Origin of the sequence: Rhodococcus sp. IEGM 1366 (assembly GCF_033142425.1) — a bacterium.
Taxonomy (GTDB): Bacteria; Actinomycetota; Actinomycetes; order Mycobacteriales; family Mycobacteriaceae; genus Rhodococcus_F; species Rhodococcus_F globerula.
The window spans coordinates 52757-77919 of record NZ_JAWLRZ010000016.1 but is presented as its reverse complement, the minus strand read 5'-3'; the positions used below and the strand labels follow the sequence as shown (position 1 = coordinate 77919).

Genomic DNA, 25163 nt, shown 5'->3' with positions numbered 1-25163 from the left:
CCGATCGGATGCTGCGGATACGAGTAGGAGATTGTGTGGACCTGCGCTACAGCCCTTCTGAACTGCAGTTTCGCGAGCAGCTACGACTGTGGCTGAGTGAGCGGTTGCCGGCTCTGCCGGACCAGCCGGGTCACGACGATTGGCGCGCCCGCCGCCAGTACGACAGCGATTGGCAGCGTCAATTATGTGACGCAGGGTATGCCGGCGTCGACTGGCCATCCGAGCATGGCGGTTTGGGCGCGTCTCCGACGGAGCAACTGATCTTTCTCGAAGAGAGCGCCCGGGCGCGGGCACCCTACGTCGGGACGAATTTCGTCGGACTGCTCCATGCAGGTCCGACCCTGATCGTAGAGGGAACCAACGCGCAGCGCGCAGCGCACCTACCGCGAATACTGCGCGGCGACGAGGTGTGGTGCCAGGGCTTTTCCGAACCGGATTCTGGATCCGACCTGGCGTCGTTGCGCACGACGGCGGTACGCGACGGCGAGCACTACGTGGTCAACGGCCGCAAAATCTGGACGTCCATGGCGCAAGTCGCCGACTATTGCGAGTTGCTGGTCAGGACAGACCCGGCTGCCCCGAAACACCGTGGGATCACGTGGTTGATCTTGCCGATGAACACTCCTGGGGTCCATGTTCGTCCGTTGCGAACTGCCACCGGCAGTAATGAGTTCAGTGAGCTGGTCCTGGATGACGTACGGATTCCGGTGTCGAGTCGGGTCGGCGAGGAGAACGACGGCTGGCGCGTCGCGATGGTGACCCTCAGCTTTGAGCGCGGTACCGCGTTCATCAGTGACGTCGTCGAATCTCGTAACATCCTCGAGGAACTGGCCCATATCGCTCGAGTCACGCCTTCACCCGATGGCGGCACGCTGTGGGACGGCGCCGCGTTGCGTCACGAAGTCGGTATGCATCTGGCCGAGCAGCAGGGCCTGTGGGCGCTGATTCGCCAGAACGTCTCAGATGCGGCAAACGGGACTGTTCCCGTGCAGGGTGCGTCAGTCTTCAAGCTGAGGTTCACCGAGAACCGTCAACGTATCGGCGATCTGGCGAGCCGGGTTCTCGGGCGTGCGTCGTTGGCAATGACCGATCTGCCGGGCCGATCGAATGGCCACCTCGTAGAAGACCGCATCAAGACACTGTCATTCACGATTGCGGCAGGAACATCGCAGATCCAGAAGAACATCCTTGCCGAGCGTGGCCTCGGCCTTCCGCGGGAGCCACAGTGGACCTGAACCTTACCGAGGATCAACGAGCTCTACAGATCGGCTTACGCAATTTCCTGAAGAGCGTCTACAACGCTGACCGAATGCGCGAGCTTGCTGATCACGAGATCGCGGAGAGCGCAGGAATGCCCGCCGGCGTGGAAAGAGATTGGCGCAGTTTGGCGGAACTCGGCGTGTTTGCAGTCGGGGCTCCCGAGAGTGTCGGCGGAATGGGTCTCGGGATGGCGGACTCGGTCATCCTCGCCGAGGAACTGGGCGCCGCACTCGTTCCAGGACCTTTGGTGCCGAGCCTTCTGGCTGCGGGACATATCGACGGGGTTCTCGAGGGCGAGTCGGTGGTGGCCACACTAGATCTACGTTCGCCAGTTCTTGTGGTGGAGAACCTGGATCGAGCAACTCACGTCGTGATCGTCGACGATGACGGACTCCACGTGGTGGCACCCGAGGCGTTGTCAGCCACCCGGTTATCCCGCCCTCTGGACCCGTTGACACCGATGTCGGCTGTTGTTGTGGATCCTGGCGCATTGGCCTCGGGCGAGCGGATCGGCGGACCGGCCGAAGCGCTGGACTGGACCAGGAAGGGCGAGGTGCTTACCGCCGCGCTTCAGATAGGTGTGGCCCGAGGAGCGCTGGATCTCGCGGTTCGATATGCCGGTGAACGATCCCAGTTCGGACGTGTGATCGGCGGGTTTCAAGCGATCAAACACCTTCTCGCCGAATCGCTCGCTCGAGTGACGATTGCACGTCCCACAGTGCTGGTCGCAGCACTGTCGATCGACGATCCTGAAGTCGGCTCGGCGGGGGTCGACGTTTCTGCCGCGAGGATCATCGCCGGTGAGGCCGCAGGGCTGAACGGGCGTTGTTGTGTGCAGGTCCACGGGGGTATGGGATTCACGTGGGAGGTTCTAGCGCATCTGTATCTCAAGCGCGCGTGGCTGCTCGAGACGAGCTTCGGCAGCGTTGGGTCTCACTGCGACAAGCTGGCTCGCACTATTTGATGCACTTCTAGTGCTTGATTTTTTATCATGAATCTATTCGTCTGGTTGCACTGTCCCGCGTCATCGGAGGTCGTCATTACTGCAAGGCGTTTTGATTCGACTGATGGAACAGAAGTACGTGCGCGTGAATCGACGGGCATGTACCGGCCGACAAGCGCATCGCAGGTCACCGACCACATCCGGAAGATGATCTTCGCCAACGAGTTACGGGCAGGGGAGCGGGTACCCCAAGACGAGATCGCGTCCGCGCTCCGGGTCAGCAGAGTGCCTGTCAGGGAGGCTGTGATCGTCCTCGACCGCGAAGGGTGGGTCACCACAGAGGTTCACCGCGGGGCTTTTGTCAACGGGCTTGACGCGAACACGATCGTCGACCACTACGAGTTCCTGGGTATGCTCTACGGCTTCGCAGCTCGCATGGCAACAGAACGCGGTGTCCCAGGAGAAGTCGTGACACTGGTGGAACTGAACACTGCCCTACAGCGGGCGGAAGATCTCGACGCGGTGTTGGCTACCTACAACGCCATGTTGCGGCAGTTGCTGCGGATGGCGCGATCGCGCCGCATGATATCGATGTCGCGGATCCTGATCATGAACCTCGTGACGGGAAACTACTTCGCGGAAGTCCCCGGAGTGGTCGACATTCACAGGGGCGGAATGAATTTGGTGACACAGGCCGTCGAGGCCGGAGACGGTGAGGCTGCAGAAGCCGGCTACCGCACGATGGCACGCGCCGCCGCCGCAAAGGTTGTCGATCTGCTTGTCGCACGCGGTCAGATCTCCTTTACCGTGCGCGGCGAGGCCTAGAGCTCTTCACGCAGGAACACACGAACAAGTGGTGACTGTCCGGGTCGCGCTCGCCGATTCGGCCGAACAGATGGCAGGAGCCTTGTCCGCAATGAATCGTGAAGCAGGCGTGGACGGCATTCACCAAACGTCGTACAGCGGTGATGATGTGACCGACTTGTCGGTCATCGCGCCGATCGATCAGCGTCGCTCGCTGCACTGCTGCTCGGCCATCCCGCCGATGACGGCGCGCCACTGTTGCATACAACAGTTTTCGGCACGGCAGCATCCTTCACCGTGAAGCGTGACCCTCAGAGGTCAGATGTCGATCAAACGGGGTCAGTGCCTCGCGACCTCCGGGGCTGGCACGCCCAACGGATTGGGTCTTTCACCCGACGGGCGTCGCCTCTAGTCCTGCAAGACGTACGTCTTTCTGTTGACGGCGCAGCCAATACCGCAGATGGTGCGTCGAGCAATACCTTGACGCACCATCGTGACTGTCAGCGTGCGAGGGTTCCGAGGTCCACCGGAAGCTGTATGCCGGTGACATGCCGGGCCTCATCCGAGGCGATCCACGCTACGGCGTTGGCGATGTCCTCGGGTTGGCTCACCTGATCGGGTAGGGTTCCCATGAAGATCGGCCCTAATGTGGCAGCGTTCTCTTCGATCAGGTGATGCATCTTGGGCGGGTTCATGCCGGTCTCCACGCCATGGGGATGAACGGTGTTGACTCGAATGTTGTATTGTCCCAGTTCATTTGCCATTGTCTTGCACAGTCCGACGACACCGTGTTTGCTCGCTGAATAGTGTCCGAGGAAGGGCAGGCCCCGTAGCCCCGCGACTGAACTCGTCACCACGATCGCGCCGCCCGTGCCCTGCTGGATGAGGATCGGAATCGCTGCTTTCGCGGTATGGAACACACCGGTCAGATTGACATCCAGCATTTCCTTCCACATCTCGGACGATATCTCCCACGACCAGCTTGCCGTACAGATCCCGGCGTTCGCTACCACGACGTCGAGCCGACCCAATTCGCTCACGCCGTCGCTCAGCGCGCGGTTGACCGCGTCGAAGTCTCGAACGTCGGCCTTCGTGGCAACAATTCGCCGATCCAGTTCCTCTACAGCAGCGACTGTTTCGGCGAGGTCGCCTGCGGTCGAGCCGGGATACTCGACAGTCGGCACGTTGTCGCACACATCGATTGCGATGATATCTGCACCTTCGGATGCCAGTCGGACAGCGGCCGCACGCCCCTGTCCTCGGGCGGCACCCGTGATGAAGGCAACCTTGCCCTTAAACCTTTGTGAATACTGCATATTCATCCCTTCCATGAGTGTTTCCGAAGCTGTCCAGGTGTCCGTAATTGACCGTCCACCAGGTGTCGTATCGCGCACAACCTTACGCCTATCCGGCGGGCATTCTGGTTGAAATGGCTTAGTAGACAACGAAATAAGAATGCCGCACCACGAACTGTCGTGACCGTACTGTCACTTCAGCTGCTGAGTATCTTGTCGCAACCGAGAATGCCGGCAGCCGTGAGGTCGGCGATCTCTGCGGCCTCGAGACCGAGGGCATCGGCCAAAACCTCGACGGTGTGTTCACCGAGAAGTGGTGGGCGCGGTTCGATTTGGTCGGGAACTGCTGAAAGTTTGACGGCGTTGCCCGCAACGATGACCGGATCGTTGACACCATCGGTGCGCGGGATCTCGATCAGCATGTTGCGTCGACGAGCGTGGGTGTCCGAGACGACCTGGTCGGCAGTGAAGCACGGTGCGGCCGTGATGCTCGCGCCGGCGAGTGCAGCAGCTGCTTCTGTCGTGGTGCGCCCGGCGGCCCAGTTCTCGAGCGCTGGTTGAATTTCGTCAGTCCAGTGGTCGTACCACCCGTAACCATGGGCGAAGCGATCATCGGAGATCCAGTCGTCATGTCCGAGCAACTGAGCCAGTCGTTTGAACTGGTGAGGTCGGCTAACCTGCAGCACACACCATCCATCTTTGCTGCGGAAAGACTTGAGCAGGTAGGGAACACGCAATTCCGTGTCTGGCTCGTTGCGCATTCCCATCGACCAGTAGTTGGCGGGAAGGTCACAGATGGAGAGCATCGAGTCGTACATGGCAATGTCCACCAGCTGCCCGAGGCCGGTGGTTTCCCGGTGACGGAGGGCAGCAAGTACGCCGATGACGCCGAAGAGTCCAGTTCCGGTGTCGCCGAGTCCGCCGACCGGGTTGATCACAGGAGGCTGATTCGGTCGGCGGGAGTATTCGTAGATCCCGGTCATTGCCTCCGCCACGCAGGCGTATGCAGGCCACTCGGAGTACGGGGAGTCGGCGGGTTCCTTACCGAACCCGGTCACGCTTAGATAGATCAAACGGGAATTCCGGGCGGCAAGTGTCTCGTAGGACAAACCGTAGCGGTCGGCGCGGCCAGGCCCGAGATTTTCGGCGAACACGTCGAAGGATTCGGCCAGCCGCAACAAGAGTTCGCGGCCTTGCTCGGACTTGAGATCGATGGCGATACTGCGCTTTCCAAGATTGTTCCGCAGAAATGTGGCACCAGCGGGTCGTCCCGCTTCATCTGTGACGGATGGTTGCGCTGAGCGCCCGGACTCACCGTGAAGTGGCTCGACTTTGACCACCTCGGCTCCGAGGCGTGCCAGCATCTGGGTCGCATATGGCAGTGCTTGCATCTGTTCGACGGCCAGTACCCGCACACCTTCAAGTGGCCTGCTGGGGGACTTTCCCTGGCCTGTTGGTCCTTGTGCCATGGCACACATCCTTTGCTGCTCTGCGACCACCGTGCCTGGTGCACGGCACGGCTGGTTCTGATCATCGGGCGTTGTTGGGGCGGAACTGTGCTCAGGCCACGTGATCGAGGTGGTTGGCGATTCGTTCCCAGTGTGAGGAGATGGTGCCGAGCAGATGTTCTGCACTCAGAGCTCGCTTGTAATACAGATGCACATCGTGTTCCCAGGTGAAACCGACGCCACCGTGTAGCTGGATGGCTTCGGCTGTGGTGGAGAGAGCGGTTTCGGCGGCAAATGCCAGGGCGAGCGCGGCGGAGACGGCTCGGTCGGGATCATTTCGATCAACGGCCGAGGCGGCATGCCAGACGGCCGACCGTGCCAATTCGAGCTTGATTAAAAGATCGGCGACACGCTGTTTGATTGTCTGGAATGATCCGACCGGCCGGCCGAATTGAATGCGCCCGGAAGTGTATTCGACGGTCATGGCGAGGCATCGCCGAGTGACGCCGATCAGTTCTGCAGCGAGAAACACCCGGCTCGTGTCCAGTGCGGCGTCGACCCAATCTGCGCCTGTACCCAACTGAATTGCGGGCACCGCTTCCAGGGCCACAGATGCCTGGCGCCGAGTGAGGTCCAAACTCATCAGCGGAGTACGGGTCAACCCGGCACAGGCATCGGTTTCGACGAGAAAAACGCCGGATCCATCCGAGGTGTCGGCTTGTACCAAGAGCACGTCGGAGGTGGCGGCATCAAGTGCGGGTCTCGGGGCGCCGTCGAGGGTCCAGGTTCCAGGTTCGGTGCTCGGCGTCGCGTGTACAGGTCGGGTTGCCGCCAGCACGACGGATGCAGTCACAGAACCGTCGGCGATGCCGGGCAACCAGCGTCTGGCAGCGTCCGTATCACCAGATGCCTGGATCAGTGGGACTGTCAAGCCCGCCGTGCTGAACAGAGGGGCACAGACCAAGGTACTTCCGGCCGCCTCGAATACGTCAACCACGGTGGCGACGGAGAACTCGGCTCCGCCGAAGTTCTCGGATATCCCGATGCCAGGAAGTCCAGTCTCCTTCGCCCATCGGCGCCACATCGCGCGGTCGAATCCGTCACGCCCAGCCATCAAGGTCCGCACCTTTTCCAATGGACATGATTCGGTGAAGACCGATTCGGCAAGTGCGCCGATGTCCTGCGTGCTGTCACTCATCGTGCACTCCGCTCGTCTGTGTAGGTCAATATCCGGGCCGACCCGATGAAGATTCTGGTGCCGGATCTGTGCGCCCCGATCGGCGGGAGCAAGCGAAGATATCTGTGTCTCAACGAATTACCGTTTCCCGGGTTGACCCAATTCGAGTATAGTATGTTGTATATTTATTGACAACGTAGTCGGCTTTGGGAGAGCAAGTGGTCAGCAACCTGAGTGAGAATCGGCAGGCGCGGTCGCCTGATATGGGTCAACATACGGCCGGCCAGATCACCGATGCCGGGATCGCGCGGTTGCGCGAACGAATCGGTGTCCCGGTGCCGAACCCCAGTCCGCCGCACTACCGTGAACCCGGTCTGGACTCGTTTCGAATCGTTGCCCAGGCCTACGGTGACGACAACCCGTTGTGGAGCGACCGCGACTACGCGGCGGGAACCCGGTGGGGTGTTCCGATCGCCCCGCCGGTCCTTGTCGGAGGTGACACCCTCATCGGCGAAGACGAGATCACCGAGATTGCACAAGAGCATCGGGAGCTGATGAAGGGGGACCCGTTGCGCGGAGTTCACGCCTTCTACGCGAGCAGCTCGAGGGAATGGTGGGCGCCCTTGGAAGCTGGAAATCGTGTCCGGCGGCGCGACTCACTCGTCGGGGTTCACGACAAGACCAGCGAGTTCGCCGGACGTGCCGTACACGAGTGGACCGGGCAGGCTTTCACCACAGAGTCCGGCCGTATGCTGTCAGCGCAGTACAAGCTGATGATCCGTACCGAGCGGGAAAAAGCGCGGGAGCGTAAGAAGTACGCTGCGATCGAACCGTATGTCTACACCGACACCGAGATCGAGGACATCGAGAACGCTGTGCTCGCGGAATGCAGGCGCGGCAGCGAGCTCCGATTCTGGGAGGACGTCAGCGCTGGCGACGAGATCGGCCCGATTGTCAAGGGCCCGTTGACTGTTACCGACATGGTCTGTTGGCATGTCGGTGTAGGTATGGGGCTCTACAACATTCGCCCGCTTGAACTGGCAGTGGCCAACCGGCGGCGGATCCCACGGTTCTATCATCGGGACGAGCTCAACGTGCCCGATGCAATGCAGCGGGTGCACTGGGATCCCGAGTTCGCACGCCGCTCGGGCAATCCGACCACGTTCGACTACGGCCGAATGAGGGAAACCTGGCTCATCCACGCCTGCACCAACTGGATGGGTGACGACGCGTGGCTCTGGAAGATGGATTGTCGATTCAAAGCCTTCAACTATGTCGGTGACACCCAATGGGTGCGCGGCAAGATCACCAAACATTATCTGGCCGAGGGTGGCCGGCCAGCAGTCGATGTCGCATTGCTTGCAACAAATCAACGTGGAGTCGAGACCACTACCGGCTCCGCGACTATCTTGTTGCCCAGCAGAGAACACGGCCCAGTGCGGTTGATCGACCCGCCTGGCAAGGACCTTGAGACGACCATGACGGCGATCGTCGAGCGGTTTGCGCAATGACGTCCGACATTCCCGGACTCACCGTCGCTCAGGGCGGTTCGGTACTTCGCATCCAGCTCAACCGGCCTGACAAACGCAACGCAATCGATGACACTATGGTGGCCGGCCTCATCAACACCATCGTAGAGGCGGGCACCGACGAGTCGGTGCGGGTGATCTTGCTCGACGGTGCAGGTGATCATTTCTGCTCCGGTGCCGACATCGTGAAGCGTAACGGCGGCGACGGTAAGCGCCCGCGCGCCGGCAGCATCCAGCGTCGGCTTCCGGCACAAGCACACCGGCTCATACCGGTCATGCTCGAGTCCCAGACGCCCATCGTGTGTGCCGTTCGCGGTTGGGCGGCCGGGATCGGAATGGGACTTGCGCTGGCTGCAGACGTGACAGTCGTTGCCGACGATGCACGCTTTTGGGCGCCGTACTGTTCGCGCGGATTCACTCCGGACGCCGGAGTGAGCTGGTTGCTTCCACGACGCATCGGCGAGATGCGGGCACGTCGAATGCTCATACTCGGTGAGCAGATCGACGGGCACCGGGCGGCCGAATGGGGCCTGATCGAACGGTCGGTTCCATCGGATGCGGTGACATCCGAAGCCGAGAAGGTCGCCGGTGAGTTGGCCGCCGGACCCACCGTCGCGCTCGGCCTGACCAAGTGGCTGCTCCACAGCGGGCAGAGCGCACCGTTCGACGCCCACCTTCGGAACGAGGCTTTCGCGATGGAGCTCTCCTCCCGTAGCGAGGACTTCCGTGAAGGGCTGTCGGCATTCTCAAACAAGCGGCGAGCGGAGTTCACCGGACGATGAACAGCAAATATCACGGGTTGATTGTCGAGCGGCACGGTCCGGTGGGTTGGCTGATATTCGACCGGCCTTCAGTCGGCAACGCGATGGACGCGGCAATGCTGGCCGATCTGTCACGGGCCTGGCGTGATCTCGATGATGACCCGCAGGTCTCGGTGATCGTGAATACAGGAAATGGCAGAGCATTCCAGACCGGTCTCGACATCCTGCAACTGGCACGCGAACCTGACGCGCTGCTCGAACAGTCCCGACGAACCAAACGTGCGGACGTCAGGTTATCCGCGTGGCACAACAACGTTGCTACGCCCGTGATCGCGGCGATTAACGGTGTCTGTGCCGGAGGTGGGCTGCATTTCGTCGCTGACGCCGATATCGTCATCGCCGCTGAGACAGCATCTTTCGTGGATCCTCACACTTCGGTCGGGCAGGCCAGCGTGTTCGAATTGATCGGCCTTGCCCGGCGGGGTGCGGTCGAGCCGGTGATGCGGTTGGGTTTGCTCGGTGGACACCAGCGTTTGAGTGCGGCCAGGGCGTTCGAACTTGGCATCATCAGTGAGGTCGTTTCACCACCGGAAAGGTTGCGCGAGGCCGCCCAGATGCTCGGCGAGCAGATTGCGCAGACTCCCCGGGACGTATTGCGTGCCATCAAAAGTGGGCTCTGGCAGGCCCTTGAGACTGACTTGACCGAGGCGCGGCGAGCCACGGCCAGTTCTGGCGGTACCCGGCGACCTCGTCCGATCCCCAAGTGAACAAGAGGCGAAAATGACCATCGAGAATTGCTCCCATTACACAGATTTCGCCACGTTGCGTATCGAGCGGCGAGGACCCGTCGGTTGGCTTTACTTCAATCGGCCTGAGCGTCTCAATTCGATGAATAACGCGATGCGTGACGAACTCGCGCAAGCTTGGCTCGAACTCGACCGCGATCCAGAGGTGCGGGTCATCGTCAACACCGGTGCCGGTCGTGCCTTCCAGACCGGGGTCGATGTCGAAGAGATCGCCACTGATGGCGTGGGAATGCAGCGCTACCAGGACTCCATGGAGAACTTCGATGTGCACTTCACTGCCTGGCATCAAAAGGTGCAGAAGCCGGTGATCGCTGCCATCAACGGGATTTGTGCCGGCGGAGGATTCCACTTCCTCGCCGACGCCGATATTGTCATCTCGTCGAATACCGCTCAGTTTCTCGATCCGCACGTCTCGGTGGGGCAGGTCGTCTCGGTTGAAGCGATTGGGCTCATCCGCAAGATGCCGTTCGAAGCTGTGATGCGGATGGCGCTCGTGGGACGCCACGAGCGGATGTCGGCAGAGCGGGCCTATCAGCTGGGCATGGTCGGCGAGCTGGTGGAACCGGACAAGCTCGAGGAAGCGGCCCAGGAGCTCGCCGAGAAAATCGCTCGTAACTCGCCGGTCGCGCTGGCTGCGACCAAGCGCGCGTTGTGGGGGGCGCTCGAGCACGGACTGACGGAAGCCTGTCGTCACGGCGCAAAGGATCTCATCAGCGTCTGGGGCCACCCCGACCAGGAAGAGGGGCCGCGTGCGTTTGCCGAGAAGCGCGAGCCACGTTGGGCGACGCTGGACCAGCATGCGAATGCTCTCGATGGCTAACGCGTCCGCGCTCCACGACGTGGTGCCATCTACGATTCCGGCCGCACTGGATCGAGCAGTGCGTCTGTGGCCGGAGCAGACCGCAGTGGTCGACGGAGACCGCCGGGTCACCTGGCCCGAGCTGGCGGACCGGGCCGAGGCCGTGTCGACGTCCCTTGTAGGCAGTGGTGTGCAACCAGGCGATCGGGTGGCTTTGTGGGCACCGAACTCGTTGGACTGGATTGCGACCGCACTCGGTGTCTATATGGCCGGCGCTGTCCTGCTGCCGATCAACACTCGATTCAAGGCGCCCGAAGCGGCGCACGTGCTGCGGACGGCCGAGGCCAGACTTCTCATCACGGTCACCGACTTCCTGGGCAACGACTATCTGGACGTGTTGTCTCGGGACGAGGCACTCGCGGCGTCGATGGAACTCGTGATTCTGTCGGGGCCCGCCGGAACACATACGACATGGGCCGAGTTCCTGAAACGAACGCAGCAGACCACCAAAGACGAAGTGTCTCGGCGAATCTCGGCACTGACCGCGGACGACCCGTCAGACATCGTCTTCACATCGGGTACCACGGGGCTACCGAAGGGTGCAGTACTCACCCACGGCGCGGGCACTCGCATGTACACCGAATGGTCGGCCCGCGTCGGGTTGCAGCACGGGGACCGATATCTCGCGCTGTATCCGTTCTTCCACTGTGCGGGTCTGAAGTCCGTTGTGCTCGCGTGCATCCTGAAGGGGGCGACAATTGTGCCGTGCCCGGTGTTCGATGTGGACACCGTGATGCGGCTCGTGGAACGCGAACGGATCACCATGCTTCCGGGCCCGCCGACTTTGTACCAGTCGATGCTGGCCGCGGATCTGAGCGGCTACGACAAGTCGTCGCTGCGCGCCGCCGTTACCGGCGCGTCGGTCGTGCCCATGGAGCTCGTTCGCCGAATGCACTCGGAGTTGGGGTTCGCGACGGTCGTTACCGCCTATGGGCTCACCGAGACCACCGGAACCGTCACGACGTGTCGATTCGACGACCCAGTTGAAGTGATCGCGTCCACCAGCGGGCGCCCCGTTCCAGGTATGGAAGTGCGCGTCGTCAATCCGTCTGGCGACGTGGTAGATCACGACGAATCCGGCGAGATACTCGTCCGTGGGTTCGCTGTGACCCCAGGCTACTTCGCCGACGATGAGGCGACGACAGCGACGATCGACGAGAAAGGTTGGCTGCATACCGGGGATCTTGGAGCCGTTGATGCGGGCGGCAATCTCCGAATCACTGGTCGCATCAAAGACATGTTCATTGTCGGCGGTTTCAATGCGTATCCGGCCGAGATCGAGAACGTGCTGCTCGGACATTCAGAAGTGGCGCAAGCTGCCGTAGTGGGTGTTCCGGACGAGCGTCTCGGTGAAGTCGGGTTCGCGTTCGTTGTGCCGAAACCGGGGAGCACGCCGTCACCGGTAGAGCTGTTTGACCATTGCAGCCAGCGCCTGGCGAATTTCAAGGTTCCGCGCCGTGTCGAGTTGGTGCCGGGGTTGCCTCTCAATCCCAGCGGCAAGGTAGTGAAATTCGAATTACGCGACCGTGCAATCGAATCCATGGCGAAGAACCCATAGTCACCCGACTCGGTTCAGTAGTGACAATGAAGGAACTGGCGGACAATGGTTGATTACGTAAACGCTGATGCAGACAACTCCGACGTTATTTCGGGCGTGGATGTGCAGTCGGTACTGGCACGATGTGATTCTCCGGATGAAGCGGTCCGGGTGGCTTTGGACTGGGTCCGGTCGGCTGTTCCCACGGAGTGGTTGCGGGCCGCCGAGAGCGACGGACCATCCGGCGTGCGCGCGGTTCGTACACCGGAGGAGTACCGGCAATGGTATCCGGCTTTCGGAGCATCCGGTTTGGTCGTGCCGACGTGGCCCGTGGAGTACGGCGGCCTCGGCTGGAACTCCGACCTTGCCGTCGCAGTAGGTCGCGCTTTACGTCCCTACCATTTGCCGAGCCTCAATCCGCTGGGCCTTAACCTCGCGGCGCCTGCGTTGTTCGCACACGGTACGGAGGAGCAGCGGCTACGTTACCTTCCGCCGATCGTGCGTAACGAGGAGGTGTGGTGCCAGCTCTTCAGTGAGCCCGGTGCGGGGAGTGACCTGGCATCGCTGAGCACGCGCGCGACTCCCAGCGGCGAAGATTGGCACATCAGTGGTCAAAAGGTGTGGACCACTTGGGCACATCTCGCGGATTTCGGTGTTCTGCTTGCACGCACCGACCCCCAAGTACCCAAGCGTGAAGGCATTACGTATTTTCTGATTGACATGCACCAGCCGGGCGTCGAGGTGCGGCCGCTGCGCCATATCGGCGGTGAGATCGATTTCAACGAGGTTTTCCTCGATGATGCCCGGGTGCCTGATTCGCAGCGCGTAGGCGCGGTCGGAACCGGGTGGAAAGTGGCGCGGGCGACTCTCTCTGGTGAGCGGCAGATGGTCTCGGGCGCAGGGTCGGGTGGTGTCGACCGCATCGGGGGCGCGGGCGCGAGTCGGCTTGTGCGTCTGGCAAAAGAAAAAGCGACCCGCACTCAGGGGACAGGCTGGAGCGATTCGACGGTTCGCGCAGCGGTCACCCGACTTTGGGCAGAGGAACGTATGCGCGAATGGACCAATCAGCGTGTCCGATCCACGCTGGCGGCAGGCCGGGTACCCGGTCCGGAAAGCTCGATCGGAAAGGTTCACGGATCCGACCTCAACCAGAGGATCCAGGCATGTGCGGCAGCTCTGCTCGGCGAGGAGGCGACAACGTGGCCGGCGGTCGAAGGTGCATGGGACGGTGATATCGCAGAGGCATATCGCCAGCAGATGCCCGCTGAGGTTCGAGGGATGCTCCGCAGCCGCGCAAATACGATCGAGGGCGGCACGAGCGAAGTCAACAAGAACATCATCGCCGAAAAGGTTCTAGGCCTGCCGAGGGAACCGGACAGTTGGGAAGGTCGCCCGTGGCGCGAGGTGCCACGTGGGTAACCAGCTCCCAGCTGGTGGCCGACCGGAGTACACGCGTATGACCGGTGTTTCACCCCACGCAGACACGGTCGGGTGGCGCGTGCTTCGGCTTCTGCGCGAACGTGGTGTCGGGGCCGTGTACGGCGACAGCCAATCCGGAATGCCCGTCACCACTGAAGCTCCGAGAGAGCTCGCACGGCTGTTGGCTGCGGCACATCGTCGTGTCCATCGACGTCCGGCGGCCGCCTGGTCTGACGGTGTGCTGTTCCTTGGCGCCGCCGCTGCGGCTGAGCCGGCAGATATCGGTCTAGTCGCCGGCGACGTCACTGGGTTGCAGGATGTCCTGTCCCTCGCGGTCAATAAGGCCGAAACCGGGCGATCGGTGAGCGTAAGACTCGACCTCGATCTTGCCGAACCGGCTGGGTCCTGGCAGCTACCGCGACCTCCTGGGCCCGCGGCGGAGTTCGATGTGACCTCCACGATCGATCGGCTCGAATCCGCGACATCGCCGTTGGTTTTGGCCGGTCCGGGAGTAGTCGACGCGGGTGCCGTGCCAGGCTTGCATGCTCTTGCGGCGGCGGGGCGATTGGGTGTTCTCAACACATGGGGCGCCAAGGGCATATTTCCCTGGAGCAGTCCGCACCATTGGGCGACAATCGGTCTACAGCAAGACGACTTCCATCTGGCTGGGTTGGCCGCTGCGGATCTCATCGTCGCCACCGGGCTTGATGAGTGCGAGTCACCAGCGCGACGTTGGCAGCTTGCGGATCACATAACGGTCGCCCCAGATCTACTCGGAGAATTGGCAATTAGTTACCGGAGTGACGCCGATTTCAAACCGATGCCGGCGTTACGCGTGTCACTGGCGTCCGCCACCCAACGCGGTTGGTCTGTGGACAGCGGCCCGCTGCCCCCATCGAAAGTGACATCGACGTACGCCGCGTGGATCGCTGGACGTGCTGGCCTCGTGGTTGCCGAGCCTGGAACGGCGGGGTTCTGGATAGCCAGGACTGTCGGCACGACGATCCTCGACACCGTCATCGTGCCGGGCGAGCCTGTGCCGGAGGGCTTCGCGATCGCGTGTGCGCTGGTCGCTCGCCTGGCGGAGCCGGGCAGGCCGGTGCTCGCTGTACTCGACAGGGTGCCGATGCATGCCGATGTCGCACTGCTGGAGCTCGCGGATCGACTCAGGGTGGCTGTGCCGGTGGAGGCGTGGGTCGAAGACGGCGACGCGCTGGATTACACGGTTCATGTAGAAAGAGTTTGCGCGGCAATGCATTCGAGTGCCAGTTCGGTGATGACATTAGCCACTGATAGCCGCCAATTGAGCGAGATGATCGATATAGCGGGCCCGGTCGTAGCTTGGCGTCCTTGACGCCCCCGCACGGCCGTTATCATGTCGGGGTCGATGTTGCGAGGGGCTAATATAATTCCCGTCTGATAAAGTTGCACATCTTATACATTTGGCCGGAAAGTTAGCGCCCGGGAGGTCGACATCGTCAGGCAATCAGTTTTTCCGAGTGGGGAAATAGGAAACTACGGACAAGAACCCGCCGGCCTGGAGCGCAAGACGAGCGCCCAGCAGGTGGCAGAACATATTCGACGCATGATCTTCACAAATCAGTTGCATGCTGGGGACAGGGTGCCGCAGGACGAGATCGCGGCACACCTGAAGGTGAGTCGGGTACCGGTCCGTGAAGCGGTCATCGCTTTGGACCGTGAAGGGTGGGTCACCAACGAGGCCCACCGAGGTGCCTTCGTCAACGGACTTGATGCGGATACGGTACGTGATCACTACGAGTTGATCGGGCTCGTCTATGGCTTCGCAGCCAGGCGGGCTACCGAGCGTGGAAACGTCGGTGAGGTGAACCGATTGGTGGAGCTGAACAAGGCACTACAAGCCACGGATGATCCTGACGAGATTTGGCAGATCAATTGGTTGTTTCTGCAGCAGGTCATTCGGATGGCGCAATCGCGACGGATTGTCGGAATGGTCCGGATTCTTTCGATCAGCATTGTTGCGGGAAATTACTTCGCGGAAGTTCCGGGTGCCATAAAGACACACAAGAAGGGCATTCGTGCGATCTTGCGTGCCATCAAGGCTGCCGACGGTGCTGCGGCGGAGGCCGAGTACGCGGCAATGCTTCGCATCGAAGCCGAGAGCGTAGCAGTGCTGCTCGAGTCAAATGGCATTTTCTCGCAGGATCTGCGATCGTCACCGAGCGCGTAGCGATCTTCGTATCTTCTCCACCGTTTCGCGAAATTCCGGCTGTTCGACTGACCACTCCTGTGCGGCCAGTTCGATGCTGTGCGCGGTCCGTAGGTCGGGCGCCGACCGTATCGCTTGCAGACTCTCCTTGGTCCGCTGCACGAGAGCGGGAGACCGACTCGCCACGCGTTCGGCGAATTGTGTGACAAGCGACTCCAGGTTGTGATCGGGGACGCAACGCCAGGCCAATCCTGTCGCTGCGGCCTCGGCTCCGGTCAGTTGGTCTCCACAGAGCACCATCGCGGCGGCACCCTGCTCGCCGATTCGCTGACTCAATCGCCACAGATGGCCACCGCCTGGATGTATTCCTACATCGAGGAATCGAGGATCAAACCGCGCGCTCTCGCCGGCCAGCACCACGTCACAAACCAGGGGAAGACTCACGCCGGCCCCGATAGCCGGTGCGGCTATCGCAGCGATCGTCGGCACCGGTGCCTCGGCAAGTGCAAAGTGGCCGGCGTACGCATCTGCCGACCGTTGGTTCGATGCGAGCAGTCCATCCAACGATCCGCCTGAACAGAACACGGGCGGAGTGGCGTCAAGAATGAGAACAAGTGCCCCGGCCTCGAGAGCCGTGGCAACGGCTTCCGCGATTTGGTCGCTCATTGCCTTGCTGAGGGCATTGCGTGTTGCAGGATCGGAGAGAGTCAAGCGCCCGATGCTGTTGTTGACCTGTGTGCGCACCAGCGGTTCGCCGTTGCCCATTCGAATGCCTCCCCGTGCCTGAGCGGTCGTGCCAGCGTACGGGCTGACACTGCGATACCTCATCGAATTCGGCGGCTCGATTGCCCTTCGGATATCAAACGCGTGCCTAGAGTATACATTATACTAGAGAGACTTTGAACAACAACGGAGGTCGGATGAAGTTCGAGCATTTGTGGCTGTTGATGGAATGGCGCGCTGCGCAAAGTCCGGACTCCGAAATGATCGTCGACGAGCGGGGTCGGCGGGTGAGTTTCGGCGAGTTCAGGTCGCGGGCGGAGCGGGTTGCCGCGGCGCTCAGCGTAGAACATGGCGTCGGCTCGGGAACTGTGGTCATGTGGCAGCTGCCGACCACTGTCGAGGCGCTGGTGTTGACTGTGGCGCTGGCGCGGCTCGGCGCGATCCAGAACCCGGTGATGCCGACTTTCAACGCGCGCGATCTGGAGTTCGTGGTCTCGCAAACAGGCACAAAGCTCATGATCACGACATCGGAGTGGAGCGGTAAGGATCTCAGTGGTGCTATTCGCGAGGTGGCGGCGAAAATGCCTGACATCGAGCTGATTTCGCTCGACGGGGACCTGCCCGAGTCGCCGGCGCCGGCGCCGGCCTTCGACGTCGCCGACGGCTCGGCGCGATGGATCTTCTACACCTCGGGTACAACCTCGAAGCCGAAGGGGGCTCGGCACACGGACGCTTCCGTTCTGGCCTCGTCCTGGTGGATGGGTGAGAGTGTGCAGTGCACATCCGAAGATCGGGTCGGCATGGCTTTTCCTGTTGCCCACATCGGTGGCTGCGGTACGTGGCTGGGAGCATCTCTGCTTTACGGATTGACATTGATCATCGATTCGGAGTTCGACATCGAGCGGACGGTCGAACTGCAGCAGAGGGAGCGGGTGACGCTGGCGGGATCAGGCGTCGTTTTCATCCATCTCTATTTGCAGGCCCAGCGGGCGTTACCGCCTGGCGAAAGACTATTCCCTCAGATTCGGGCCATGACCAGCGGCGCTGCACCCAAGCCACCCACGTTGCATGCTGACGTGAAACGCGAGATGGGTGGTGTGGGCGTGCTCTCCGGATATGGCATGACCGAAGCACCGATCCTGGCGATGAGCAGCAACGGCGACAACGACCTCGTCCTCGCCGCCGCAGAGGGCAAGTTAAGCCCCGAGATCGACGCCAAGATCGCTGGTAGGGACGGCACGTCGTTGCCGCTGGGCGAGATCGGGGAGTTGTGTGTGAAAGGTCCTCAAGTCATGCAGGGCTACGTGGATACCGCGCTCAACGATTCTGCGTTCGATGAGGACGGCTACCTGCGCACCGGTGATCTTGCGAGTCTGGACGCTGACGGCAATCTGACGATCCACGGTCGATTGAAAGACATCATCATTCGCAAGGGCGAGAACATCAGCGCTCGAGCGATCGAGGATGAACTCGTCGAGCATCCTGATGTGGCCGACGTGGCCGTGGTTGGTTTACCACATCCTGAATGGGGGGAGGTCGCCTGCGCCGTGGTGACGCTACGCGCAACGGCAACAGGGCTTGCCATGGAGGATGTCACTGCTTTCCTGGATGAGCGAGACTTCCCGAAACGGCAACGACCAGAACGTCTCGAGGTCGTTGAGGATCTCCCGCGTACGCCGACAGGGAAATTGGCAAAAGATGTACTGCGCAGAAATTTCGGAACACCGTCGATGAGTTGATGAACGGATGAGTTGATGAACGATGGCCGCGTAGGTCGTTTCGACGGTGCCGGGACCAGCGGCAGATAGGTGGGGGACACGTCCGCGAAAAGCAGGACGTGTCCCCTGTTTACGTGCTTGTACGGGTTCCGGGCCCACCAGTCCACAGCGGTTTCGCGTAGTGAACGTACCTGGAAACCCCGTGAGACCGCACAATAAGCCCGACCGTCAGGTGCGTGTGGACGTGCTGTTCTTGAAGTCGGCAACCCGCTGCTTGTACTCATGTCCGTAGACCAGGACGTTGTTGGCCAGTCGCTCGACGTCACGCGCAGTGGCGGGATCGGTGTTTGCACACATGTTGATTGCGATCTTCGACAGACCCAACGCCTCGCGGGGAAGCTTGGTCAGACCGATTGCGAACTCGCGCACTCGCTGGTGGAACCCCGCGAGTGGGTATACGTCATGGACCAGTCCGATCATCAGTGCACGTTGTGCATCGACCGGCTGTCCTGCCATCGCCAGCCATTTTGTCCAGTGCTGACCGATCAATCGTGTCATCCTGCTCGTGCCGCCACTACCGGGGATGACGGCGAGGTTGATCTCGGGCAACCGGAAAGTTGCGGTGTCCGAGGCAAACCGGAAGTCGCATGAGCCGGACATCTCGACGCCCGCCCCGAGACACTTGCCCTGTACTGCGAGGATAATCGGCTTGTCGACTTCCTCCATCGCGTCGTAGAGACGATGATGGCCGAGATAATGATTGCGGTATTCCGAAGGAGACCGGTCAGTTTCGTCGATCTCCGTGATGTCGTAACCGGCGGTGAAGTAAGTGCCAGTGGCTTGAATCACCAGGACGCGGAGATCATCGCGATCACGTAAAGCGCGCACGGCATCGGACAGCACCTCAGTGATAGCCGGACTGATTGCGTTCAGCTTTTCCGGACGATTGAGTGTGACGGTGAGAATCGCGTTGCTGTCTTCGACAGATGCGTGTGGGGTAGTTCTCATGGAGTGGCTCCTTGGTGGCTGGCATGTCGTCGCGAAATGAAAGGCAACGTCGATGGCGTCACGTCGAGGATCGCACGGCAAACAGAATGGACTGGCACGCTCACCGGTTCAGAACAGTTCATATCGGCCTGAACGGGGTGCCGAAGGGAAGCTTTGACGAAAGGCGCGGCGCGTCAGTCTGTCCAGTCGGTTCGGTCAGCACGTGAGGGCTGACGACCGGTACGGAACGGGGAGAGGGGAGCGTCAACCAGCAAGATACGGTCGCGCCGAAGAATGTCGGAACTGGTATCGGGTAGAAGTGCATCGATCCCAGTGCAGTACTCGTTTTCCACCTGCGCCCAGGACTCCCACGAGGGGATCGTCCACAGCAACAAGCACTCGTCTTCGTTGTGCATTGCTGTCCACCAGGCGCCGACGAGTTGCCATCCATGCTTGTGAGGAACCCGGCGGGCTTCATTGAGTGCTGCAGAGAGGAACGAGCGTGCCGTGCCGGGGCGGACCTGGACGAATTCGTGTGCATAGACCTCGCCGGTGGCGCCTGCTGCGCAGAGTTCCTCGATGGGCGAAGTGTCGTGGTGCGGGACCATTATCCGGTCGATGCCACCGGATCGCAGGTCGGCCGCACCTGCCCACCATTTCGCCAGCGAAGGATCTTGTAGGTTTGAATTGCTCAGTTCGATACGGAATGAATCGGCGAGGCCGGCGAATCCGTCTTCTTCCCACATATTGACAACCTGGGGCCAACGGCCTGTGGACCCGACCACACCCCAGACGCCGTAGCAGAGCTGGTGTCGCTCTTCTTGTCCGATCGGACTCCAGTTTGCCGCGATGTGATGCATGTACTTAGCACGGTTTTGTTTTGTGATGTCGATGAACTCATGGATGTAGACCTTGTCGTTCAATTGTCCGCCTTCACATATAAAGCTGCAATTAAATACTATATATTACATTACATGATGCCCATGTTCGCTTGTTGTGGTTCCTGGCCGACATGCGACGGGTAGTGGCGACCACCGTGGTCTTGCCTGTTCTTGAAACACAGAGGGACGGTGATGTGATGTCGAACGGGCACACGAGGCAGGAGCAGGCTGAAGGCGAAGCGCAGGGCCCAGGCCGTGCAGTGCACCGGGCGGGGCCGCTTGCCAATGTCGTGGTCGTCGCTCTGGAACAAGCGGTCTCTGCACCGATGTGCACCCGCACCCTCGCGGACTTCGGCGCGCGGGTAATCAAGGTCGAAAATCCCAACGGTGGTGATTTCGCCCGCAACTACGACCAGGTCGTGAAAGGTCAAGCGGCTCACTTCGTATGGGCGAACCGAGGTAAAGAGTCGGTGACGCTGAACCTGAAGTCACCATCGGGCATGGAGATCTTGCACAAGTTGCTCAGTAGTGCTGATGTGCTCGTATCCAACCTGGCCCCCGGCGCGACGGCGCGACTTGGGATTTCACCGGTCGACATCGCCGAACGACATCCACACCTGATATCGGCGGAAATTGATGGTTATGGCGCCGGTGGCCCGTTGTCTCATAAACGTGCCTATGACTTGCTCGTCCAAGCCGAGTCGGGCGCCTGTGCGGTTACCGGCCGCCCTGGCGCACCGGCCAAGCCGGGTCCGCCGGTGGCCGATCTGTGTTCGGGTCTATATGCCGCCCTGTCTGTCATGGCGTCGCTGTATGCACGCGGCCGAACACCTGCGGGACCGGCGGTCGGTCCTTCCATCGCAGTCAGCTTGTTCGACACCATGACCGAGATAATGGGATATCAGCTGAACTACACCCAACACTCAGGGATTGATCAAGAACCGCTGGGCATGAGCTCGCCCGCAGTGGCGCCCTACGGGGCGTATCGGACGGGAGACTGTCAGACCGTGGTCTTGGGAACCACCAACGACGGGGAGTGGCTCAGGCTCGCACGTGAAATACTGCAGCGCAACGACATGGCAGACGATCCACGTTTCAGTACCAACGCGAGTCGTGTGGACCACCGTGCCGAACTCGACGAAGTGATCGCGGAATGGTGTGCGCGCTTTGACTTGGCGCACATCCAGAGCGTCGCCGACAGCGCTGGTATCGGCAATGCCCGATACAACGTTCCCAGCGAGGTCCTGGTACATCCGCATCTTGCCGCCCGCGAACGCTGGAGAGAGATTGACACCCCGGGTGGGCCGATTCCGGCGCTACTCCCACCGGCGGTCATCTCGGGTTTCGAGCCCCCGATGGGCGCGATTCCTGGTCTGGGGCAACATACTGACTCCGTGTTGAACGAGTTTGGTTTCGACAGTTCCGAGCTCGGCCGACTGCGTGAAACAGGCGTGATCGGACCGGTGTTCGGCGGAGGCTGACTGGCACCGTGGCACCGACCTTTGCTGTTGGAGCACTGCGATCGAGATCAGTAAGAGGTACCGGTAACAAGGATCGCGAGGTTCACGTTATGACCTGGCGTCGTGCGTCAGCATCTGGCACAAGGCGTCGGCAGCGGGCGAAGCTCTCGGCCGACAGATCATGGTGAGCTCGGTGCGAACATGCAGTCGCATGGCGAGGACGACCAGTCCGACGGTCTTGAAAGCTGCCAACTCCGACATGATCGCCACGACCATGCCACCGCGCACGAGTTCGATGACCACACCGCTGTGCGAGCATTCAGCGACGACTTTTCCGTTCCCCGTACCACTTCGAAAGAACGCATCGTAGGCGGCCCGCTGGTCGCTGCCTGTCACTGGAGCGACGTGGGGTAGGCCACTGAAGAATTCGACCGTTAGGGTGTCGGTCGTCGGTGCCAGGTTCGACGGGAAGACCGCGACCAGTTCCTGTGCACGGCTGCCGCACGTGTCGGATCGTGCGGGGCCACTGGGGTATGGACGATGCCGACATCGCATCGTGCCGCGCGGACAGCATCGATGACGCTTTGGTCACCTGTTGGTTCGTCGATGGAGCCCAGAACACCCGGATTGTGACGGTGAAATTCTGTGATCAGACGTGCCGTCTCGACGATTGCGGTCCGCACTCCCACCACACGCAGTTCGCCGCTCAACACGCCGACTACCGCGTCAACCGCAGCGCGGCCACTATCCGCTTCGGTCAGCGTTCGACGCGCCGGTGCGAGAAATGCCTTGCCTGCTTCGGTCAATCGGGTTCGAGCTGCCGACCGTTCGAACAATTTGGCACCGAGCTCACGCTCTGGTCGGGCCACGGCATGAGACAGAGCGGGCTGGCTCAGCTGCAGTGCTGTGGCCGCCTGGGTGAAAGTGCCGTGGTCGGCGATCGCCACCCCCCACTGCAACTGGTGTAACTCCGCCATCTATTCATATCGTGCACGAAGAGGGACTGCAAAATCTGTTAGACGAAAGTAGTTGGTATCAACAGAGCTGAACACACCAACTGTTGAGGGAAAGAAATCAGATGTGAGTAGTGCCTGTATCAGGAGCTTTGGGGGCCGAGATCCCCGAGGTCGACCTCTTGGATCTGGATTCAAATCAGTTGTCCGACATCGTCGATGTGCTATATCGCTATAAGGTTGTCTTCTTCCGCGGCGCGGACCTGACTGCCGTAGAGTATATGGATCTCGCCGCAAAGATCTGCGCGATCAACATCTTTTCGACATCCAGGCTCAGCGGGTCGGTGGAACCTACATGCCAGGTGATCACAGATGGTCCGGACAGTCCTCCCGAGGCCGACTACTGGCATACCGATGTCACCTGGGTCGCCGAACCACCGAAGTGCGCACTCCTACATACAGAAGTAGTGCCGGAGCGGGGTGGCGACGAACACATCCGGGCACTGGACGACGAGTCCTTTTCCCTGGGCGGCCGATTCATGCGACATATCGATGGTCTGAACGACGATGAGAGCCGGGCGATTCTGGAGCTGCTCTCACGCCACATCGAGGATTCACGACTTCACTGCCGGTGGCGTTGGCAGCCGGGCGACTTGGCCATCTGGGATGAGAGATCGACCAATAAACGAAGTGCTGGGGACCGTTTCCCTCATGCCCGTAGCATCCGCAGGGTTGAAGTGGCCGGCGACCGACCGTTTTTCGATCCTGCCATCTGATCATTCGGGTTAGCGACGACAAATCGGATATCGGATACGTAAATATGGGTGTTGGAATACCAAACGTCACTACTAGCGAAGTGGAATCAGAAACCATCTGTACCACAACACTTTTCGGTGCACCTCTCGTTATTTTTTCTCGAAATCTGTTCCGTGCAAAAGCGACCCGATTGACCTGGCGCACTGCTAGTGGCGGTACTGCATCGGGCTTCTCCGTGGCACCAATCGAAGGGAATGTGGATGTGCAATGACAGCTCCAGGAACGAGGAGCCGGTAGGCGCGCCGAACGTGATCACCATCGTCCTGTACGAATCTCAGTCCAGTTGCCGGGAACATGACCAACTCGATGAGATTTCGGACCTACCTCGGTTACGGCTATCGGTCAGGCGGATTGCTGAGCTCGATTATGAGCGACCGGTAGGAGTCCGTGCCGGTTTCGATGATGTTGCCGCCGAACGTGAGCCGATCGCCAATCGCGCAAAGCCTCGGATCGGTGAACGTCTTCGTCCAACCGGAAAACGACTCGTTCGACACGATGGCGACGGAATTCTTTTCTTCCCGGTCGGTGAGCACCTGGAAAAGCAGCTCCGCTAGAACGGCGAAGAGATCGCCGCCGCACTCGAGGTGTCGGCGGCCACGCTGTACAACTGGCGTCGCCAGTACGGCGGCATGGACGCCGATGCAGCGAAGGAACTCAAGGAGCTACGGGAGCAGAACAGCCGGCTCAAGCGGCTGCTCGCCGATGCCGAGTTGGAGAAGGACGCGCTGCGGGAGATCGGCAAGGGAAAATTCTGAGCCCGACCGTCAAACGCGCCGCAATCATCATGCTCACCGACACCCTGCAGATGTCGGAGCGGTTCGCGTGCAAGGCCGTTGGGCTCTCCTGATCCGTCTACCGACGACTGCCGTTGGCGCAGACACCGGACGACCCGGACGCTGACCTGCGCGCAGAGCTGCGCAGCTATTCCCGCAAGCATCCGCGGCACGGGTCCGTCGGGCGTGGGCATGGCTGCGCTACGACCAGGGCGTCGAGGTGAACGAGAAGAAGGTGTACCGCCTGTGGAAGGAAGAGGGACTGCAAGTCCGGCGTGCCCCACGCCGCAAACGTGCAGGCCAGTCCTCGGTGCCGATCGTCGACGCGGATGCTCCGAATGTTGCGTGGGCATTGGACTTCCAGGTCGACTTGACCGTCGACGGCAAGACAGCGCCGATCGCGTCGATGGTCGACGAACACACCCGGATGTCGTTGTCGAACATCGTGGACCGCTCGATCACCGCCGACCGGTTGATCGAGGGATCGGACAAGGCGTTCGCGACGTGGGGTGGGTCGCCGCACGTGCTGCGCATGGACAATGGGCCCGAGTTCATTTCAGAAGCCGTGCGAGCCTTCTGTGCTGGGTCGGTGGGGTGTCCTACATTCCACCGGGCATGCCGTGGAACAACGGGTTCACCGAGTCCTTCAACAACCGGTTGCGCGGCACCAGTCGGTGGCGTGCGAGATCAACTGATTGACTGCAAGTAGGGACCGGTTCTAGAACCGACCGGACCGATTATCGAGGATCGCCATTATATACATATACAATATTCTTCATCCGAGCTATGCTGGCATCGGTAACCATGAGACCCAAGTGAGGAGTCA

At 61.0% G+C, this 25163-nt stretch carries 24 protein-coding genes and 2 pseudogenes; 17 read left to right on the top strand and 9 right to left on the bottom strand.

The genetic code is table 11. From position 1 onward, the window contains the following. Positions 1-35: 35 nt before the first annotated feature. The 3 genes from R4P64_RS31450 (at position 36) to R4P64_RS31440 (ending at position 3028) form a co-directional block, all read left to right on the top strand. A complete protein-coding gene (locus tag R4P64_RS31450; protein WP_317824140.1) occupies positions 36-1235 on the top strand; it encodes an acyl-CoA dehydrogenase family protein in 1200 nt (399 codons plus the stop codon). Continuing rightward, positions 1226-2224, top strand: coding sequence for an acyl-CoA dehydrogenase family protein (locus R4P64_RS31445; protein WP_317824139.1), 999 nt, complete (start codon positions 1226-1228; stop codon positions 2222-2224). Before R4P64_RS31450 ends, R4P64_RS31445 begins: the two co-directional genes overlap by 10 nt. Positions 2225-2362: 138 nt before the next feature. Further along, positions 2363-3028 carry a GntR family transcriptional regulator gene (locus R4P64_RS31440; protein ID WP_317824138.1) on the top strand — a complete coding sequence of 222 codons (666 nt, stop codon included), beginning with the start codon at positions 2363-2365 and terminating at the stop codon, positions 3026-3028. A gap of 479 nt (positions 3029-3507) precedes the next feature. On the opposite strand, the gene R4P64_RS31435 is transcribed toward R4P64_RS31440, so the two are convergent. From R4P64_RS31435 to R4P64_RS31425, 3 genes are all read right to left on the bottom strand, one after another. After that, positions 3508-4323 carry a mycofactocin-coupled SDR family oxidoreductase gene (locus tag R4P64_RS31435; RefSeq protein ID WP_317824137.1) on the bottom strand — a complete coding sequence of 272 codons (816 nt, stop codon included), beginning with the start codon at positions 4321-4323 and terminating at the stop codon, positions 3508-3510. Positions 4324-4499: 176 nt separating this feature from the next. Beyond that, positions 4500-5771, bottom strand: coding sequence for a CaiB/BaiF CoA-transferase family protein (locus tag R4P64_RS31430; RefSeq protein WP_317824136.1), 1272 nt, complete (start codon positions 5769-5771; stop codon positions 4500-4502). 91 nt (positions 5772-5862) lie between these two features. Continuing rightward, positions 5863-6948, bottom strand: coding sequence for an acyl-CoA dehydrogenase family protein (locus R4P64_RS31425; protein WP_317824134.1), 1086 nt, complete (start codon positions 6946-6948; stop codon positions 5863-5865). Between the two features lie 242 nt (positions 6949-7190). Here R4P64_RS31425 and R4P64_RS31420 point away from each other — a divergent pair, with 242 nt between their 5' ends. From R4P64_RS31420 to R4P64_RS31385, 8 genes are all read left to right on the top strand, one after another. Further along, complete coding sequence (locus R4P64_RS31420; RefSeq protein WP_317824133.1) at positions 7191-8438, top strand: hypothetical protein; 1248 nt, start codon at positions 7191-7193, stop codon at positions 8436-8438. Further along, positions 8435-9238: an enoyl-CoA hydratase/isomerase family protein gene (locus tag R4P64_RS31415; protein ID WP_317824132.1), complete on the top strand. Its 804-nt coding sequence runs from the start codon at positions 8435-8437 to the stop codon at positions 9236-9238. The genes R4P64_RS31420 and R4P64_RS31415 overlap by 4 nt, the downstream gene beginning before the upstream one ends. Further along, on the top strand, positions 9235-9984 hold the full coding sequence (locus tag R4P64_RS31410; protein ID WP_317824131.1) for an enoyl-CoA hydratase/isomerase family protein: 750 nt from the start codon (positions 9235-9237) through the stop codon (positions 9982-9984). Before R4P64_RS31415 ends, R4P64_RS31410 begins: the two co-directional genes overlap by 4 nt. A gap of 13 nt (positions 9985-9997) precedes the next feature. After that, positions 9998-10843, top strand: coding sequence for an enoyl-CoA hydratase/isomerase family protein (locus R4P64_RS31405; protein WP_317824130.1), 846 nt, complete (start codon positions 9998-10000; stop codon positions 10841-10843). Beyond that, the gene (locus R4P64_RS31400; RefSeq protein WP_317824129.1) at positions 10836-12440 is read left to right on the top strand and encodes a FadD3 family acyl-CoA ligase; all 1605 of its coding nucleotides are present in this window, start codon (positions 10836-10838) and stop codon (positions 12438-12440) included. Before R4P64_RS31405 ends, R4P64_RS31400 begins: the two co-directional genes overlap by 8 nt. Positions 12441-12542: 102 nt before the next feature. After that, positions 12543-13838 carry an acyl-CoA dehydrogenase family protein gene (locus R4P64_RS31395; protein ID WP_411742750.1) on the top strand — a complete coding sequence of 432 codons (1296 nt, stop codon included), beginning with the start codon at positions 12543-12545 and terminating at the stop codon, positions 13836-13838. Beyond that, positions 13831-15192: a hypothetical protein gene (locus tag R4P64_RS31390; protein ID WP_317824126.1), complete on the top strand. Its 1362-nt coding sequence runs from the start codon at positions 13831-13833 to the stop codon at positions 15190-15192. The genes R4P64_RS31395 and R4P64_RS31390 overlap by 8 nt, the downstream gene beginning before the upstream one ends. A 120-nt stretch (positions 15193-15312) precedes the next feature. Further along, complete coding sequence (locus R4P64_RS31385) at positions 15313-16047, top strand: GntR family transcriptional regulator (RefSeq protein ID WP_317824166.1); 735 nt, start codon at positions 15313-15315, stop codon at positions 16045-16047. On the opposite strand, the gene R4P64_RS31380 is transcribed toward R4P64_RS31385, so the two are convergent. Continuing rightward, positions 16033-16791 (bottom strand): enoyl-CoA hydratase-related protein, encoded by a 759-nt coding sequence (locus R4P64_RS31380; protein WP_317824125.1) that lies wholly within the window; start codon positions 16789-16791, stop codon positions 16033-16035. The genes R4P64_RS31385 and R4P64_RS31380 overlap by 15 nt on opposite strands. Before the next feature lie 155 nt (positions 16792-16946). Here R4P64_RS31380 and R4P64_RS31375 point away from each other — a divergent pair, with 155 nt between their 5' ends. Beyond that, positions 16947-18488, top strand: coding sequence for a class I adenylate-forming enzyme family protein (locus tag R4P64_RS31375; protein ID WP_317824124.1), 1542 nt, complete (start codon positions 16947-16949; stop codon positions 18486-18488). Between the two features lie 207 nt (positions 18489-18695). On the opposite strand, the gene R4P64_RS31370 is transcribed toward R4P64_RS31375, so the two are convergent. Together R4P64_RS31370 and R4P64_RS31365 are read right to left on the bottom strand one after the other, a co-directional pair. Then, the gene (locus R4P64_RS31370; protein WP_317824123.1) at positions 18696-19475 is read right to left on the bottom strand and encodes an enoyl-CoA hydratase/isomerase family protein; all 780 of its coding nucleotides are present in this window, start codon (positions 19473-19475) and stop codon (positions 18696-18698) included. 173 nt (positions 19476-19648) lie between these two features. Next, positions 19649-20377: a hypothetical protein gene (locus R4P64_RS31365; RefSeq protein WP_317824122.1), complete on the bottom strand. Its 729-nt coding sequence runs from the start codon at positions 20375-20377 to the stop codon at positions 19649-19651. 101 nt (positions 20378-20478) lie between these two features. Between R4P64_RS31365 and R4P64_RS31360 the strand changes: the two genes are divergently transcribed. After that, the gene (locus R4P64_RS31360) at positions 20479-21816 is read left to right on the top strand and encodes a CaiB/BaiF CoA-transferase family protein (RefSeq protein ID WP_317824121.1); all 1338 of its coding nucleotides are present in this window, start codon (positions 20479-20481) and stop codon (positions 21814-21816) included. 87 nt (positions 21817-21903) lie between these two features. On the opposite strand, the gene R4P64_RS31355 is transcribed toward R4P64_RS31360, so the two are convergent. After that, the gene (locus tag R4P64_RS31355; RefSeq protein ID WP_317824165.1) at positions 21904-22254 is read right to left on the bottom strand and encodes a LysR substrate-binding domain-containing protein; all 351 of its coding nucleotides are present in this window, start codon (positions 22252-22254) and stop codon (positions 21904-21906) included. Next, entirely contained in the window at positions 22230-22772 is a 543-nt protein-coding gene (locus R4P64_RS31350) for a LysR family transcriptional regulator (RefSeq protein WP_317824120.1), read from the bottom strand. The genes R4P64_RS31355 and R4P64_RS31350 overlap by 25 nt, the downstream gene beginning before the upstream one ends. Positions 22773-22882: 110 nt before the next feature. Between R4P64_RS31350 and R4P64_RS31345 the strand changes: the two genes are divergently transcribed. Next, on the top strand, positions 22883-23524 hold the full coding sequence (locus R4P64_RS31345; RefSeq protein WP_317824119.1) for a TauD/TfdA dioxygenase family protein: 642 nt from the start codon (positions 22883-22885) through the stop codon (positions 23522-23524). Between the two features lie 375 nt (positions 23525-23899). Here R4P64_RS31345 and R4P64_RS31340 read toward each other — a convergent pair. Then, positions 23900-24115, bottom strand: a pseudogene (locus R4P64_RS31340) (ATP-binding protein); the annotation flags it as partial. Between the two features lie 33 nt (positions 24116-24148). Here R4P64_RS31340 and R4P64_RS31335 point away from each other — a divergent pair. The 3 genes and pseudogenes from R4P64_RS31335 (at position 24149) to R4P64_RS31330 (ending at position 25046) form a co-directional block, all read left to right on the top strand. Beyond that, complete coding sequence (locus R4P64_RS31335) at positions 24149-24319, top strand: transposase (RefSeq protein ID WP_411742744.1); 171 nt, start codon at positions 24149-24151, stop codon at positions 24317-24319. 205 nt (positions 24320-24524) lie between these two features. Further along, positions 24525-24611, top strand: a pseudogene (locus R4P64_RS34160) (IS3 family transposase); the annotation flags it as partial. A 36-nt stretch (positions 24612-24647) separates the two neighbouring features. Continuing rightward, positions 24648-25046, top strand: coding sequence for an integrase catalytic domain-containing protein (locus R4P64_RS31330; RefSeq protein ID WP_411742749.1), 399 nt, complete (start codon positions 24648-24650; stop codon positions 25044-25046). Positions 25047-25163: the final 117 nt, after the last annotated feature.